A 14,980-nucleotide genomic window follows, 5' to 3' on the forward strand; every position below is an offset into this window, starting at 1 on the left:
CACTGGTCCTTGATGTGTAGGATAGGTGGGAGGCTTTGAAGTGTGGACGCCAGTCTGCATGGAGCCGTCCTTGAAATACCACCCTTTAATGGCTGGTGTTCTAACGTGGACCCGTTACCCGGGTTGCGGACAGTGTCTGGTGGGTAGTTTGACTGGGGCGGTCTCCTCCTAAAGTCAGAAGTGAAACGCCGTAGCGCCGATGGTAGTGTGGGGTCTCCCCATGCGAGAGTAGGGAACTGCCAGGCATCAATTAAAGAAACCCCGTACCGCAAGGTACGGGGTTTTTTGCCGTTTGCGTCAGGATACCGAGTTGCGGCTTCGCCTTACCCGGCCTACGGCTATCCCTTTCTTGAAACTTTCTCACCTTTCACATGCAGACTCGACATTTGCCCGATTCCTGGTTATTGTCAGCTATCTGGATGTCTAAACGTTTATACGTATGCTTTGAGGATGTAAGGTTATGCCGATTCGGGTGCAGGACGAGCTACCAGCCGTCAATTTCTTGCGTGAAGAAAATGTCTTTGTCATGACGGCTTCGCGCGCTACAGGTCAGGAAATTCGCCCTCTGAAGGTGCTTATCCTGAACCTGATGCCAAAGAAGATTGAGACGGAAAACCAGTTCCTCCGCTTGCTCTCAAACTCCCCGCTGCAGGTCGATATTCAGCTGCTGCGTATTGATGCGCGCGAGTCCCGTAATACGCCTTCTGAGCATCTCAATAACTTCTACTGCAACTTTGAAGATATCCGTAACGAGAACTTTGATGGCTTGATCGTTACCGGTGCGCCGCTTGGTCTGGTTGAATTCAACGACGTTGCCTACTGGCCGCAAATCAAGCAGGTGCTGGAGTGGGCCAAAGATCATGTCACGTCAACCCTGTTCGTCTGCTGGGCGGTCCAGGCGGCGCTCAACATTCTTTACGGCATCCCTAAACAAACCCGTACCGAAAAGCTCTCTGGTGTCTACGAGCATCATATTCTGCACCCTCATGCGCTGCTGACTCGCGGGTTTGATGACTCCTTCCTGGCGCCGCATTCACGCTATGCCGATTTCCCGGCTGCCCTGATCCGCGACTACACCGATCTTGAGATCCTCGCGGAAACCGAAGAGGGCGATGCCTATCTGTTTGCCAGCAAAGACAAGCGTATTGCCTTTGTCACTGGCCATCCGGAATACGATCCCGATACCCTGGCGAGCGAATATTTCCGCGATGTGGAAGCGGGTTTGAATCCGGACGTACCGTACAACTATTTCCCGCAAAACGATCCGCAGAACAAACCACGTGCCACCTGGCGCAGCCACGGCAATCTGCTGTTTACCAACTGGCTTAACTACTACGTCTACCAGATCACGCCGTACGATCTGCGCCACATGAATCCGACGCTGGATTAATCCTCTGACGATCCTCATCCTGTAGCGTTTCAGCTCTCCAGTTAAGGCACCTTCGGGTGCCTTTTTTATTTCCGAAATTCACTCCGTCTATAGAAAAATTTTTAAATTCATTTTTATCAGCAAGTTATCCAGCATTTAAATTAAAAATGGAAATTGTTTTTGATTTTATCGTAGAGCGAGATAGTCTTAATTCTGCTGAACGAAAACTACACAAGGATCTTTCGTTCGCGTGGGGGAAATAAATTCGGATCAATGAAGAGGAGCAGCGCAATGAATCAACAGGCAACCATTATCGATGAACTGTCCTTTACTCAACCGCATGGTGAGCAGGAGAAGCAGATCCTGACCGCCGATGCCGTAGAGTTCCTTACCGAGCTGGTGACTCGCTTCACGCCAAAGCGCAATAAATTACTGGCGGCACGCATCCAGCAGCAGCAAGACATTGATAATGGCAAGCTGCCTGACTTTATTTCGGAAACTGCTTCCATTCGTGAAGGTAACTGGACGATCCGCGGTATCCCGCAGGATCTGCAGGACCGACGCGTTGAAATCACCGGCCCGGTTGAGCGCAAGATGGTGATCAACGCGCTGAACGCCAATGTGAAGGTCTTTATGGCCGATTTTGAAGATTCACTGGCACCCGACTGGAATAAAGTGATTGATGGGCAGATCAACCTGCGTGATGCGGTTGATGGCACCATCAGCCACACCAACGAAGCTGGCAAAATCTACCAGCTTAAGCCCAACCCGGCGGTACTGGTTTGCCGCGTACGTGGCCTGCATTTACCGGAAAAGCATGTCACCTGGAACAATGAGGCGATCCCCGGCAGCCTGTTCGATTTTGCGCTCTACTTCTTCCATAACCATAAAAACTTGCTGGCAAAAGGCAGCGGACCTTACTTCTATCTGCCAAAAACGCAGTCATGGCAGGAGGCGGCCTGGTGGAGTGAGGTCTTTAGTTACACTGAAGACCGTTTTGAACTGCCGCGCGGCACCATCAAGGCCACGCTGCTGATTGAAACGTTGCCTGCGGTTTTCCAGATGGATGAGATTCTGCATGCCCTGCGTGACCACATTGTTGGCCTGAACTGTGGCCGCTGGGATTACATCTTCAGCTATATCAAGACTCTGAAGAACCACCCGGATCGCGTCCTGCCCGATCGTCAGGTGGTGACGATGGATAAATCCTTCCTGAATGCCTATTCGCGTCTGCTGATCAAAACCTGCCACAAGCGCGGCGCCTTCGCGATGGGCGGAATGGCAGCCTTTATTCCCAGCAAAGACAGCGAACGTAATACCCAGGTGCTGAATAAAGTGAAGGCCGATAAAGAGCTGGAAGCCAGCAACGGCCATGACGGCACGTGGGTGGCGCACCCCGGCCTGGCAGATACCGCCATGGAGGTGTTCAACCGCATCCTGGGCGATAACAAAAACCAGCTGCACGTGACCCGCGAAGAGGATGCGCCCGTTACCGCTGCACAGCTTCTCGAACCGTGCGAGGGCGAGCGCACCGAAGAGGGGATGCGCGCCAATATTCGCGTGGCCGTGCAGTACATCGAAGCGTGGATCTCCGGTAACGGCTGTGTACCGATTTACGGTCTGATGGAGGATGCCGCCACCGCCGAGATCTCCCGCACCTCTATCTGGCAGTGGATCCATCATCAGAAAACGCTCAGCAACGGCAAGCCCGTCACCAAAGCCCTGTTCCGCCAGATGCTGTCGGAAGAGATGCTGAACATTCAGGAAGAGCTGGGCGAGCACCGCTTCAGCAGCGGTCGCTTCGACGCCGCCGCGCGCCTGATGGAACAAATCACCACCTCAGATGACTTAATCGACTTCCTGACGCTGCCGGGCTACCGCCTGCTGGCCTGATTTCACCACATAACAATATGGAGCATCTGCACATGAAAACCCGTACCCAACAGATCGAAGCATTACAGAACGAGTGGACTCAGCCGCGCTGGGAAGGCATTGAACGCCCTTATAGCGCTGAGGATGTGGTGAAGTTACGCGGCTCGGTAAACCCGGAATGCACCCTGGCGCAGTTGGGAGCTGCCAAAATGTGGCGCCTGCTGCACGGCGAGTCGAAGAAAGGCTACATCAACAGCCTCGGCGCGCTGACCGGTGGCCAGGCGTTGCAGCAGGCGAAAGCGGGCATTGAAGCGGTCTATCTGTCAGGCTGGCAGGTGGCGGCAGATGCCAACCTCGCGTCCAGCATGTACCCAGATCAGTCCCTCTATCCGGCGAATTCCGTCCCGGCCGTGGTGGAGCGAATCAACAACACTTTCCGTCGTGCGGATCAGATCCAGTGGGCATCCGGTATTGAGCCAAACGATCCGCGCTTCGTCGATTACTTCCTGCCGATTGTGGCCGACGCCGAGGCGGGCTTTGGTGGGGTACTGAATGCCTTTGAGTTGATGAAATCGATGATTGAAGCCGGTGCAGCGGCTGTCCACTTCGAAGATCAGCTGGCCTCCGTGAAGAAGTGCGGACACATGGGCGGCAAAGTGCTGGTTCCGACTCAGGAGGCGATCCAGAAACTGGTGGCTGCCCGTCTGGCCGCTGACGTCATGGGCGTCCCGACGCTGGTGATTGCCCGTACCGATGCCGATGCCGCAGATCTGATCACCTCCGACTGCGATCCTTATGACAGTCAGTTTATTACCGGCGAACGCACCAGCGAAGGGTTCTATCGTACCCATGCCGGCATTGAGCAGGCGATCAGCCGCGGTCTGGCGTATGCCCCCTATGCTGACCTGGTGTGGTGCGAAACCTCCACCCCGGATCTGGCGCTGGCGAAACGCTTTGCCGATGCCATCCATGCGAAATATCCGGGCAAACTGCTGGCTTATAACTGCTCACCGTCCTTTAACTGGCAGAAAAATCTGGACGATAAAACGATCGCCAGCTTCCAGCAGGAACTGTCGGACATGGGCTACAAGTATCAGTTCATCACCCTCGCGGGCATTCACAGCATGTGGTTTAACATGTTCGACCTGGCGCACGCCTACGCGCAGGGCGAAGGCATGAAGCACTACGTTGAGAAGGTCCAGCAGCCGGAGTTCGCAGCAAGTCAAAAGGGCTATACCTTCGTCTCGCACCAGCAGGAAGTGGGAACAGGCTACTTCGACAGAGTGACCACCATCATCCAGGGCGGCGCCTCCTCCGTCACCGCCCTGACCGGGTCGACCGAAGAAGCGCAGTTCTGATAACGGAAACGCCCGGTGGCATTGCGCTTACCGGGCCTACGGTTCTGTTTCCTGGGGTGAGGGACATCTATGTCGCGTGGCCTGGAATTACTGATTGCGCAGACTATCTTGCAGGGCTTTGATGCTCAGTATGGCCGTTTTCTGGAAGTGACGGGCGGAGCGCAGCAGCGCTTCGAGCAGGCAGACTGGCACGCCGTGCAGCAGGCCATGAAACAGCGTATTCATCTCTACGATCATCATGTGGGTCTGGTGGTAGAGCAGCTGCGCTGCATCACCGGCAGCATCGATATCAATGCCGCTTTTTTGCTGCGGGTGAAAAGCCATTACACCCAGCTGCTGCCGGATTATCCGCGTTATGAGATTGCGGAAAGCTTTTTCAACTCCGTCTACTGTCGGCTGTTTGATCACCGCTCGCTGTCACCGGAGCGGCTTTTTATTTTCAGCTCTCAGCCGGGGCAACGTTTTCGCGCACTGCCGCGTCCGCTGGCGAAAGATTTCTACCCTGAACAGGGATGGGAGGCGTTGTTAACCAAAGTGTTGGCCGATCTCCCTCTGCGTCTGCCGTGGCAAAATCGCCCGCGTGATGTCGGGTATATCATCGCCCATCTGTCGGAAACGCTCGGCGCGGACAATCTGCCAGACTCTCATTTACAGGTAGCGAATGAACTGTTCTACCGCAACAAAGCCGCCTGGCTGGTGGGGAAACTGATTACCCCGGACGCCACACTGCCGTTTTTATTGCCCATTCACCGCAGCGATGAAGGTGAACTGGTGGTGGATACCTGCCTGACCACCAGCGCCGAAGCGAGCATTGTTTTCGGCTTCGCCCGTTCCTATTTTATGGTTTACGCCCCCCTGCCAGGCGCGTTGGTGGAGTGGCTGCGTGAGATCCTGCCCGGTAAAACCACCGCTGAGTTGTATATGGCGATAGGTTGCCAGAAACATGCGAAAACCGAGAGCTACCGGGAATACCTGCACTATATCGCCCATGCCGATGAACAGTTTATCGAGGCGCCAGGCATTCGCGGCATGGTGATGCTGGTCTTTACCCTGCCGGGTGTTGACCGGGTGTTTAAGGTGATAAAGGATAAATTCGCCCCGCAGAAAGAGATGTCTGCCGCCCATGTGCGCGCCTGCTACCAGCTGGTTAAGGAGCACGATCGCGTCGGGCGCATGGCGGATACCCAGGAGTTTGAGAATTTTGTTCTCGATAAGCGACAGATTGCGCCGCAGCTGATGGCGCTGTTGCTCCAGGAAGCGCCAGAAAAAATCAGCGATCTGGGGGATAAAATCGTCATCAGTCATCTCTACATTGAACGGCGCATGGTGCCGCTCAATATCTGGCTGGAGCAGTCAGAGGGGCAGGCGCTGCACGATGCGATTGAAGAGTACGGCAATGCCATCCGGCAACTGGCGGCAGCCAATATCTTCCCGGGCGACATGCTGTTTAAAAACTTTGGCGTCACCCGTCACGGGCGGGTCGTGTTCTATGACTACGACGAAATCTGCTACATGACTGAAGTGAATTTTCGTGAAATTCCGCCGCCGCGCTACCCGGAAGATGAGCTCGCCAGCGAGCCCTGGTACAGCTTCTCGCCGGGAGATGTTTTCCCCGAGGAGTTTCGCCACTGGTTATGCGCTGACCCGCGTATCGGAGCACTGTTTGAAGAGATGCATGCCGATCTGTTTCGCGCCGATTACTGGCGTGGCCTGCAGACCCGCATTAAGAACGGGCATGTGGAAGATGTTTATGCTTACCGGCGTAAGCAGCGGTTTAGCGTGAAGTATGCGGCTTAACGCCGGGTGGCGGCTGCGCCTTACCCGGCCTACAGAATTTTGTAGGCTCGTGCAAGCATAGCGCCGCCGGGCATTGAAGACTTAACGAATCCCACCATACGCCAGCGTCACCTCTTTCGCCGCTTTAATCACCAGCGCTCCCAGCTCGGTCACCCGGTCGTCGGTCATCCGTGAGATCGGCCCGGAGATGGAGATAGCGGCAAACGGCTCGCGGTGCTCATCATAAATGCAGGCGGCAATACAGCGCAGGCCGAGAGCATGCTCTTCATCATCGAAGGAGTAGCCGCGCTTGCGCGTCAGGGCTAAATCCTCTTTCAGATGGACCGGAGACACCAGCGTCGCATGGGTATAGGCGTGTAAACCTTTGCGGTGCAGCAGACCCGTCACCTGCTCCTCGCTGAGCTGGGACAAAAACGCTTTTCCCGCCCCGGAGGCGTGCATCGGCAGCTTGCCGCCAATCGGCGCCGACATGCGCATCAGTTGGGTACACTGCACCTGGTCGATAATAATCGCCTGGTGATCGCTCTGATCGAGCACCGCCAGATTGACCGTCTCGCCGGAGTCTTCCATCAGCTTGCGCAGGATCGGATGGACAATGGCGAGCAGATTACGGCTCTGCAAAAAGCTGCTGCCGACAATAAATGCGTGGGCACCCACGGACCAGTGCCCGAGCTCGCCCACCTGACGAACAAAGCCCAGCTGCTGCATGGTGGTCAGCAGGCGATGGGTGGTGGAATTTGGCAGACCTGCCTGCTGGGCCAGCTCCGTTAGCGCCACGCTGCTGTGCGACTCGGCTATCCATTCGAGGAGCTTTAACCCCCGGGTCAGGGACTGGACTTGACCGCCCGCCTGGGCGGTCGCGGCGGCGGGTTTTCTGCCGCGTTTAGCGGGAACGGTGGCGACCATGGCAGGCTCCTTTTTTCTGTATCGTGGAAATCATTTTCGTTTTATTTGGGTGTTTTGCAACCGTTATCCTGACTGATCGGATGAGTCATGCTGAACATGTCTCATGTTACCGCGGTGTGACTTTTCCCCTTAGCAAGATTATGCCAGTATGGACTGCTGGCCTTTTGGCCTGGTTGAGCGTTGTCGGGAGCAAGTGTGAGCAGCAAAGTAGATCAACTGCGTGCGCAGTTAAATGAACGCATTCTGGTACTGGATGGCGGTATGGGCACCATGATCCAGAGCTATCGTCTGAGTGAAGACGACTTTCGCGGCGACCGTTTCGCCGACTGGCCCTGCGATCTGAAAGGTAACAATGACCTGCTGGTACTCAGCAAGCCAGAGATTATCGCCGCCATTCACTACGCCTATTTCGAGGCGGGTGCGGATATCGTTGAGACTAACACCTTTAACTCGACAACCATCGCCATGGCGGATTACGAGATGGAATCCCTGTCGGCGGAGATCAACTACGAGGCTGCGAAGCTGGCCCGCGCCTGCGCCGATGAGTGGACGGCCCGCACGCCAGAGAAACCGCGCTATGTGGCGGGTGTGCTTGGCCCGACCAACCGTACCGCCTCTATCTCGCCGGATGTGAACGATCCAGCTTTTCGTAATATCACCTTTGACCAGCTGGTGACCGCGTACCGTGAGTCCACCAAAGCGCTGGTGGAAGGCGGTGTCGATCTGATCATGATTGAAACGGTCTTCGATACGCTCAACGCCAAAGCCGCCATCTACGCGGTGAAAGAGGAGTTCGAAGCCCTGGGTGTCGACCTGCCGATCATGATCTCCGGCACCATCACCGATGCCTCTGGCCGTACCCTTTCCGGGCAGACGACCGAAGCCTTTTATAACTCCCTGCGCCACGCCGATGCGCTGACCTTTGGCCTGAACTGTGCGCTGGGGCCAGACGAACTGCGCCAGTATGTGCAGGAGCTGTCGCGCATCGCGGAGTGCTACGTCACTGCCCACCCGAATGCCGGCCTGCCGAACGCCTTCGGTGAGTACGATCTCGATGCCACCACCATGGCGGCGCAGATCCGCGAGTGGGCCGAATCCGGGTTCCTGAATATCGTCGGCGGCTGCTGCGGTACCACGCCAGAGCATATTGCCGCTATGAGCAACGCGGTGGCGGGCCTGGCGCCACGTAAGCTCCCCGATCTGCCGGTGGCCTGTCGACTGTCTGGTCTTGAGCCGCTGAACATTGGCGATGACAGCCTGTTTGTGAACGTTGGCGAACGTACCAACGTGACCGGCTCCGCGAAGTTCAAACGCCTGATCAAAGAAGAGAAGTACAGCGAAGCGCTGGATGTTGCCCGCCAGCAGGTGGAGAGCGGGGCGCAGATCATTGATATCAACATGGATGAGGGGATGCTCGACGCCGAAGCGGCGATGGTGCGTTTCCTCAACCTGATCGCCGGTGAGCCGGACATTGCCCGCGTGCCGATTATGATCGACTCCTCGAAGTGGGAAGTGATCGAAAAAGGGCTGAAGTGCATTCAGGGCAAGGGGATCGTTAACTCCATCTCAATGAAAGAGGGGGTTGAGCCCTTTATCCATCACGCGAAGATGGTGCGTCGCTACGGTGCCGCCGTGGTGGTGATGGCCTTTGACGAAGTGGGCCAGGCGGATACCCGTGAGCGCAAAATTGAGATTTGCCGCCGCGCATACCAGATTTTGACCGAAGAGGTCGGCTTCCCACCGGAAGACATTATCTTTGACCCGAACATCTTTGCTGTCGCCACCGGGATCGAAGAGCACAACAACTACGCCCAGGACTTTATCGGCGCATGTGAAGACATCAAGCGCGAGCTGCCGCATGCCCTGATCTCTGGCGGCGTCTCCAACGTTTCGTTCTCGTTCCGCGGTAACGATCCGGTGCGTGAGGCGATCCACGCGGTGTTCCTCTATTACGCCATCCGTAATGGGATGGATATGGGGATCGTCAACGCCGGCCAGCTGGCGATTTATGACGACCTGCCACTGGAGCTGCGCGACGCGGTTGAGGATGTGATCCTGAATCGCCGCGACGACGCCACCGAGCGCATGCTGGAGCTGGCCGAAAAGTATCGCGGCAGCAAAGCCGATGACAGCGCCAACGTTCAGCAGGCGGAGTGGCGTACCTGGGATGTAAAAAAACGCCTGGAATACTCGCTGGTAAAAGGGATCACCGAGTTTATCGAGCAGGATACCGAAGAGGCCCGCCAGCAGGCCACGCGCCCGATTGAAGTGATTGAAGGGCCGCTGATGGACGGCATGAACGTGGTCGGCGATCTGTTCGGCGAGGGCAAAATGTTCCTGCCGCAGGTGGTGAAATCCGCCCGCGTGATGAAGCAGGCCGTGGCCTATCTGGAGCCGTTTATCGAAGCCAGCAAAGAGAAAGGTTCCAGTAACGGCAAGATGGTCATCGCCACCGTAAAAGGCGACGTGCATGACATCGGCAAAAACATCGTCGGCGTGGTGCTGCAGTGTAATAACTACGAGATTATCGATCTGGGCGTGATGGTGCCGGCGGAGAAAATCCTCAAAACCGCACGCGAAGTGAATGCCGATCTGATTGGCCTTTCCGGACTGATTACCCCCTCGCTGGATGAGATGGTCAACGTGGCGAAAGAGATGGAGCGCCAGGGCTTTACCATTCCGCTGCTCATTGGCGGAGCGACCACCTCGAAAGCGCATACGGCGGTGAAGATCGAGCAGAACTACAGCGGGCCGACGGTCTATGTGCAGAACGCCTCGCGCACGGTTGGCGTGGTTTCGGCGCTGCTGTCCGAAACCCAGCGCGACGACTTTGTTGCCAGAACCCGCAAAGAGTATGAAACGGTGCGCATTCAGCACGGGCGTAAAAAGCCGCGCACCCCGCCGGTAACGCTGGCCGCAGCGCGGGATAACGACCTGGCCTTTGACTGGTCGAGCTATACGCCGCCAGTTGCCCATCGTCTGGGCGTGCAGGAGGTAACGGCCAGCATCGAGACCCTGCGTAACTATATCGACTGGACGCCGTTCTTTATGACCTGGTCGCTGGCCGGGAAGTACCCACGCATTCTGGAAGATGAGGTGGTAGGCGAGGAGGCGAAGCGCCTGTTTAAAGATGCCAATGACCTGCTCGATAAGCTCAGCGCCGAGAAAACCCTCAACCCGCGCGGCGTGGTGGGGCTGTTCCCGGCGAACCGCGTGGGGGATGATATCGAGATCTACCGCGATGAAACCCGCACCCACGTACTGACCGTAAGCCATCATCTGCGTCAGCAGACCGAGAAGGTGGGTTTTGCCAACTACTGCCTGGCCGATTTTGTCGCGCCGAAGCTGAGCGGCAAAGCGGACTATATCGGTGCCTTTGCCGTGACCGGCGGGCTGGAGGAGGACGCGCTGGCGGATGCCTACGAAGCGCAGCATGATGATTACAACAAAATCATGATCAAAGCGATTGCCGACCGTCTGGCCGAGGCGTTTGCGGAATACCTGCACGAGCGGGTGCGTAAGGTGCACTGGGGTTACGCGCCTACCGAGAATCTCAGCAATGAGGATCTGATCCGCGAGAACTACCAGGGGATCCGTCCGGCGCCAGGCTACCCTGCCTGCCCGGAGCACACCGAGAAAGGCACTATCTGGCAGCTTCTGGATGTCGAAGCCCATACCGGCATGAAGCTCACCGAGTCCTTCGCCATGTGGCCGGGTGCATCGGTTTCCGGCTGGTACTTCAGTCACCCTGACAGCAAATACTTCGCCGTGGCGCAGATCCAGCGTGACCAGGTGGAAGATTATGCCCTGCGTAAAGGGATGAGCGTGGCAGAGGTGGAGCGCTGGTTAGCGCCAAACCTCGGCTACGACGCCGACTGACCTGGCTTACTTGCCAGCTTGCGCCAGGCTGTCCTCACTGCGGGCAGTCTGTGTGCAATCTGACTGCGCCGCCGACGGCCAGGGTCCGGCTCACGTCACGTTTCCTTACAACAAACAGGGCACCCAATGGGTGCCCTGTCTCTTTCTTACGTTTGACCCCTTATACTTGAGAAGAGCCCAGGCCAGGCGTAGGCCGGATAAGCGAAGCGCCATCCGGCGTTTCTGGCATGGGCTTAAGGAACCGATAATGAAAAGGAGAACCTGTATCCGTGCTGACTCTGCTACATCTGCTTTCTGCCGTGGCGTTGCTGGTCTGGGGCACCCATATTGTCCGTACCGGCGTAATGCGCGTTTTTGGTGCCCGCTTACGTACCGTTCTCAGTCGCAGCGTTGAGAAAAAGCCGCTCGCGTTCTGTGCAGGCATTGGCGTCACTGCGCTGGTGCAAAGCAGCAATGCCACCACCATGCTGGTCACCTCGTTTGTGGCCCAGGATCTGGTGGCGCTGACGCCTGCGCTGGTGATTGTTCTCGGTGCCGATGTAGGGACCGCGCTGATGGCGCGAGTATTGACCTTTGATCTCTCCTGGCTGTCGCCGCTGCTGATCTTTATTGGCGTGATATTTTTCCTTGGCCGTAAGCAGACCCGGGCCGGACAGCTGGGGCGTGTGGGGATCGGCCTTGGGCTGATTCTGCTGGCCCTGGAGCTGATCGTTCAGGCCGTCACCCCCATTACGCAGGCCAGCGGCGTCCAGGTTATCTTCGCCTCGCTGACCGGCGATATTATGCTGGATGCGTTGATTGGTGCGGTGTTTGCGCTTATCAGCTACTCCAGCCTGGCGGCGGTGCTGTTAACCGCGACCCTGACCGCGGCGGGGATCATCTCCTTCCCGGTCGCCCTCTGTCTGGTGATTGGTGCGAACCTTGGCTCCGGCCTGCTGGCGGTACTTAACAACAGCGCAGCCAATGCCGCAGCGCGCCGCGTGGCGCTTGGCAGCCTGCTGTTTAAGCTGGTGGGAAGCCTGGTTATTCTGCCGTTCGTTAAGCCGCTGGCGGACCTGATGGATAACCTGTCGCTGCCGGAATCGGAGATGGTCATCTACTTCCACGTCTTCTATAACCTGGTGCGCTGCGTGGCGATGGTGCCCTTTGCTGGGCCAATGGCGCGCTTCTGTGAACGTATCATCCGTGATGAACCGGAGCTTGATACCCGTCTGAAACCGAAACATCTTGATACCACCGCGCTGGATACCCCGGCGCTGGCACTGGCCAATGCCGCTCGCGAAACGCTGCGCATGGGCGACGCGATGGAGTTAATGCTGGAGGGGCTGAAAAAGGTGGTGCATGGCGAGCCGCGGGAAGAGAAAGCGCTGCGTAAACTCGCCGACGATATCAACGTGCTCTATACCGCCATCAAACTCTATCTGGCGCGGATGCCAAAAGATGAGCTGGCGGAAGAGGAATCCCGTCGCTGGGCGGAGATCATCGAAATGTCGCTCAACCTGGAGCAGGCCTCCGATATCGTCGAGCGCATGGGGAGTGAAATTGCCGACAAATCGCTGGCGGCCCGCCGGGCATTCTCCCTGGAAGGGGTTAAAGAGCTGGACGCGCTGCACGATCAGCTGCTCGCCAACCTGAAGCTGGCGATGTCGGTCTTTTTCTCCGGCGACGTACCCAGCGCCCGCCGTCTGCGCCGTAATAAACACCGGTTCCGTATTCTCAACCGTCGCTATTCCCACGCGCACGTTGACCGTCTGCACCAGCAGAACGTGCAAAGCATCGAGACCAGCTCCCTGCACTTGGGGCTGCTTGGCGACATGAAGCGCCTTAACTCCCTGTTCTGCGCGGTGGCCTACAGCGTGATGGAGCAGCCGGATGAGGACGATGGGCGGGATGAGTATTGATCTGGAAAGCGCCTCGCAGAACGGAGCGGCGAGGCGTGAGTAAACACATCGCCTGGTTTAATGTTATGCCATGGATGATATGTATAAAATTTTATACAGGGATGTGTTATGCTGTCAGAAAGACCGACCCTGCGCCCGATAGCCTGGGTAGGGAGTGCGTTCGATGATTTGCTCTGTTTTCCCGAAGAGGTCCGCCGGGAGGCTGGCTATCAGTTACACCGCCTGCAGGCAGGGTTAGAGGCGGCAGACTGGAAGCCAATGACAGAGATTGGCAGAGGCGTGGAAGAAGTCAGATTGCGCAGTAGTTCTGGGGCTTACCGTATCCTCTATCTGGCCCGTTTTGAAGAGGCTGTTTATATCCTGCACTGTTTTATAAAAAAAAGCCGACGTACATCCGAGCACGATAAGCGTATCGCGAAAGCGCGTTTTCAGAGCGTACTGGAGGAGCTAAGGAGTGGAAAATGAGTCAGGCCATTGATTGTAAAATTCGCCATATCACCCCTACAGAGGCAAATATTTTTGCCGAACTCGGCTTTAACGAGCATGAAGCTAAACATCTGCAGGAGGATGCCCAGAAAGAAGTCGAACAACTGTTGCTGCTTAAACGACAGCTGATGCAAGAAATTTCAGCATGGATTGCTGAGCATAACCTTCGTCAGGCGGACGTCGCGGAGAAGCTCAATGTCTCACGACCGCGTGTGTCAGATGTCGTGAATCTTAAAACCAGCAAGTTTACTCTTGATACCCTAGTGATGATGCTCAGCAAACTTGGAAAACCTGTCTCAGTGACGGTAGGCTGATCTTTTTACCAGCCGAAACCTAAGGTATATTTCGCCTCTACAGGAGAAATTATGCTGCCAACTCAATCCACCCGATTAAACAAATACATTAGCGAGAGCGGGATCTGCTCGCGCCGCGAGGCTGACCGTTACATCGAACAGGGCAACGTTTTTATCAATGGTAAACGCGCCACCATTGGCGATCAGGTCGTTCCTGGCGATGTGGTAAAAGTGAATGGTCAAACGATCGAGCCCCGTAACGCAGAAGACCTGGTGTTTATCGCGCTGAATAAACCGGTTGGCATTGTCAGTACCACGGAAGATGGCGAGCGTGACAACATCGTGGATTTCGTCAACCACAGCAGCCGCATCTTCCCGATTGGCCGCCTGGACAAAGACTCCCAGGGGTTGATTTTCCTCACCAACCACGGCGATCTGGTGAACAAGATCCTGCGTGCCGGTAACGACCACGAAAAAGAGTACATCGTCACGGTTAACAAACCGGTGACGGACGACTTTATCCGCGGCATGGGCGCAGGCGTTCCGATCCTCGGCACGGTGACGAAAAAGTGCAAGGTGAAGAAAGAGGCGCCGTTCGCGTTCCGCATTATCCTGGTTCAGGGGTTAAACCGGCAGATCCGCCGCATGTGCGAATATTTCGGTTACGAAGTGACGAAGCTGGAACGTACGCGCATCATGAACGTCAGCCTCTCCGGCATCCCGCTGGGCGAGTGGCGCGATCTGACCGATGATGAACTGATTGAGCTCTTTAAGCTGATTGAGAATTCATCCTCGGAAGCAAAACCCAAAGCCAAAGCCAAACCGAAAACCCAGGGCATCAAACGTCCGGTGGTTAAGGCTCCGCAATCGGAAGAGAAAAGCCGGGCGAAGCCTGCCGGAAACGGAAAGCGCTTTACGTCGCCAGGCCGTAAAAAGAAAGGGCGCTAATCAGCGCCTTCCACGGGTTGGGGTATTCGCCGACCAGGAAAATGTCGCCTCTTTATCTACTGGTAATGCTGCCAACTTACTGATTTAGTGTATGATGGTGATTTTAAGGTGCTTGCGTGGCTTCCATTTCCATCAGATGTCCTTCCTGCTCCGCTACTGAAGGCGTGGTGC

General features: G+C 56.3%; 10 protein-coding genes and 1 other annotated feature. Of the genes, 9 read left to right on the forward strand and 1 reads right to left on the reverse strand.

Annotated features, from left to right (window positions below; all coding sequences use genetic code 11):
* Nucleotides 1-163 (forward strand) — a sequence feature (23S ribosomal RNA rRNA prediction is too short).
* Between the two features lie 297 nt (nt 164-460).
* The 4 genes from metA to aceK all read left to right on the forward strand — a co-directional run bounded on the left by metA (nt 461) and on the right by aceK (nt 6,396).
* The gene (metA, locus tag FHC51_RS06630; RefSeq protein ID WP_103177818.1) at nt 461-1,390 is read left to right on the forward strand and encodes a homoserine O-succinyltransferase; all 930 of its coding nucleotides are present in this window, start codon (nt 461-463) and stop codon (nt 1,388-1,390) included.
* A 270-nt stretch (nt 1,391-1,660) separates the two neighbouring features.
* The gene (gene aceB / locus FHC51_RS06635; RefSeq protein WP_220435147.1) at nt 1,661-3,262 is read left to right on the forward strand and encodes a malate synthase A; all 1,602 of its coding nucleotides are present in this window, start codon (nt 1,661-1,663) and stop codon (nt 3,260-3,262) included.
* A 32-nt stretch (nt 3,263-3,294) separates the two neighbouring features.
* On the forward strand, nt 3,295-4,599 hold the full coding sequence (aceA, locus tag FHC51_RS06640; protein ID WP_156237501.1) for an isocitrate lyase: 1,305 nt from the start codon (nt 3,295-3,297) through the stop codon (nt 4,597-4,599).
* Between the two features lie 69 nt (nt 4,600-4,668).
* A complete protein-coding gene (gene aceK / locus FHC51_RS06645) occupies nt 4,669-6,396 on the forward strand; it encodes a bifunctional isocitrate dehydrogenase kinase/phosphatase (RefSeq protein ID WP_220435148.1) in 1,728 nt (575 codons plus the stop codon).
* Between the two features lie 81 nt (nt 6,397-6,477).
* Here the strand turns inward: aceK and iclR are convergent, their stop codons facing one another.
* The gene (gene iclR, locus FHC51_RS06650; RefSeq protein ID WP_103177822.1) at nt 6,478-7,302 is read right to left on the reverse strand and encodes a glyoxylate bypass operon transcriptional repressor IclR; all 825 of its coding nucleotides are present in this window, start codon (nt 7,300-7,302) and stop codon (nt 6,478-6,480) included.
* A gap of 195 nt (nt 7,303-7,497) precedes the next feature.
* On the opposite strand from iclR, the gene metH reads away from it, so the two are divergent.
* From metH to rluF, 5 genes are all read left to right on the forward strand, one after another.
* Complete coding sequence (gene metH, locus FHC51_RS06655; RefSeq protein WP_220435149.1) at nt 7,498-11,181, forward strand: methionine synthase; 3,684 nt, start codon at nt 7,498-7,500, stop codon at nt 11,179-11,181.
* Between the two features lie 269 nt (nt 11,182-11,450).
* Nucleotides 11,451-13,082: a Na/Pi cotransporter family protein gene (locus FHC51_RS06660; protein ID WP_220435150.1), complete on the forward strand. Its 1,632-nt coding sequence runs from the start codon at nt 11,451-11,453 to the stop codon at nt 13,080-13,082.
* Nucleotides 13,083-13,190: 108 nt separating this feature from the next.
* Complete coding sequence (locus FHC51_RS06665) at nt 13,191-13,547, forward strand: type II toxin-antitoxin system RelE/ParE family toxin (protein ID WP_220435151.1); 357 nt, start codon at nt 13,191-13,193, stop codon at nt 13,545-13,547.
* The gene (locus tag FHC51_RS06670) at nt 13,544-13,882 is read left to right on the forward strand and encodes a helix-turn-helix domain-containing protein (RefSeq protein WP_156237505.1); all 339 of its coding nucleotides are present in this window, start codon (nt 13,544-13,546) and stop codon (nt 13,880-13,882) included. The genes FHC51_RS06665 and FHC51_RS06670 overlap by 4 nt, the downstream gene beginning before the upstream one ends.
* A gap of 51 nt (nt 13,883-13,933) precedes the next feature.
* Nucleotides 13,934-14,809: a 23S rRNA pseudouridine(2604) synthase RluF gene (gene rluF, locus FHC51_RS06675; RefSeq protein ID WP_220435152.1), complete on the forward strand. Its 876-nt coding sequence runs from the start codon at nt 13,934-13,936 to the stop codon at nt 14,807-14,809.
* Nucleotides 14,810-14,980 lie beyond the last annotated feature (171 nt).

It is taken from the genome of Leclercia sp. EC_58, assembly GCF_019584355.1.
In the GTDB taxonomy this organism is placed as follows: Bacteria; Pseudomonadota; Gammaproteobacteria; order Enterobacterales; family Enterobacteriaceae; genus Enterobacter.

Coding starts and splice junctions, on each gene's coding strand:
- metA (WP_103177818.1), top strand. CDS start 461: ATGCCGATTCGGGTGCAGGACGAGCTACCAGCCGTCAATTTCTTGCGT.
- aceB (WP_220435147.1), top strand. CDS start 1,661: ATGAATCAACAGGCAACCATTATCGATGAACTGTCCTTTACTCAACCG.
- aceA (WP_156237501.1), top strand. CDS start 3,295: ATGAAAACCCGTACCCAACAGATCGAAGCATTACAGAACGAGTGGACT.
- aceK (WP_220435148.1), top strand. CDS start 4,669: ATGTCGCGTGGCCTGGAATTACTGATTGCGCAGACTATCTTGCAGGGC.
- iclR (WP_103177822.1), bottom strand. CDS start 7,302: ATGGTCGCCACCGTTCCCGCTAAACGCGGCAGAAAACCCGCCGCCGCG.
- FHC51_RS06665 (WP_220435151.1), top strand. CDS start 13,191: ATGCTGTCAGAAAGACCGACCCTGCGCCCGATAGCCTGGGTAGGGAGT.
- FHC51_RS06670 (WP_156237505.1), top strand. CDS start 13,544: ATGAGTCAGGCCATTGATTGTAAAATTCGCCATATCACCCCTACAGAG.
- rluF (WP_220435152.1), top strand. CDS start 13,934: ATGCTGCCAACTCAATCCACCCGATTAAACAAATACATTAGCGAGAGC.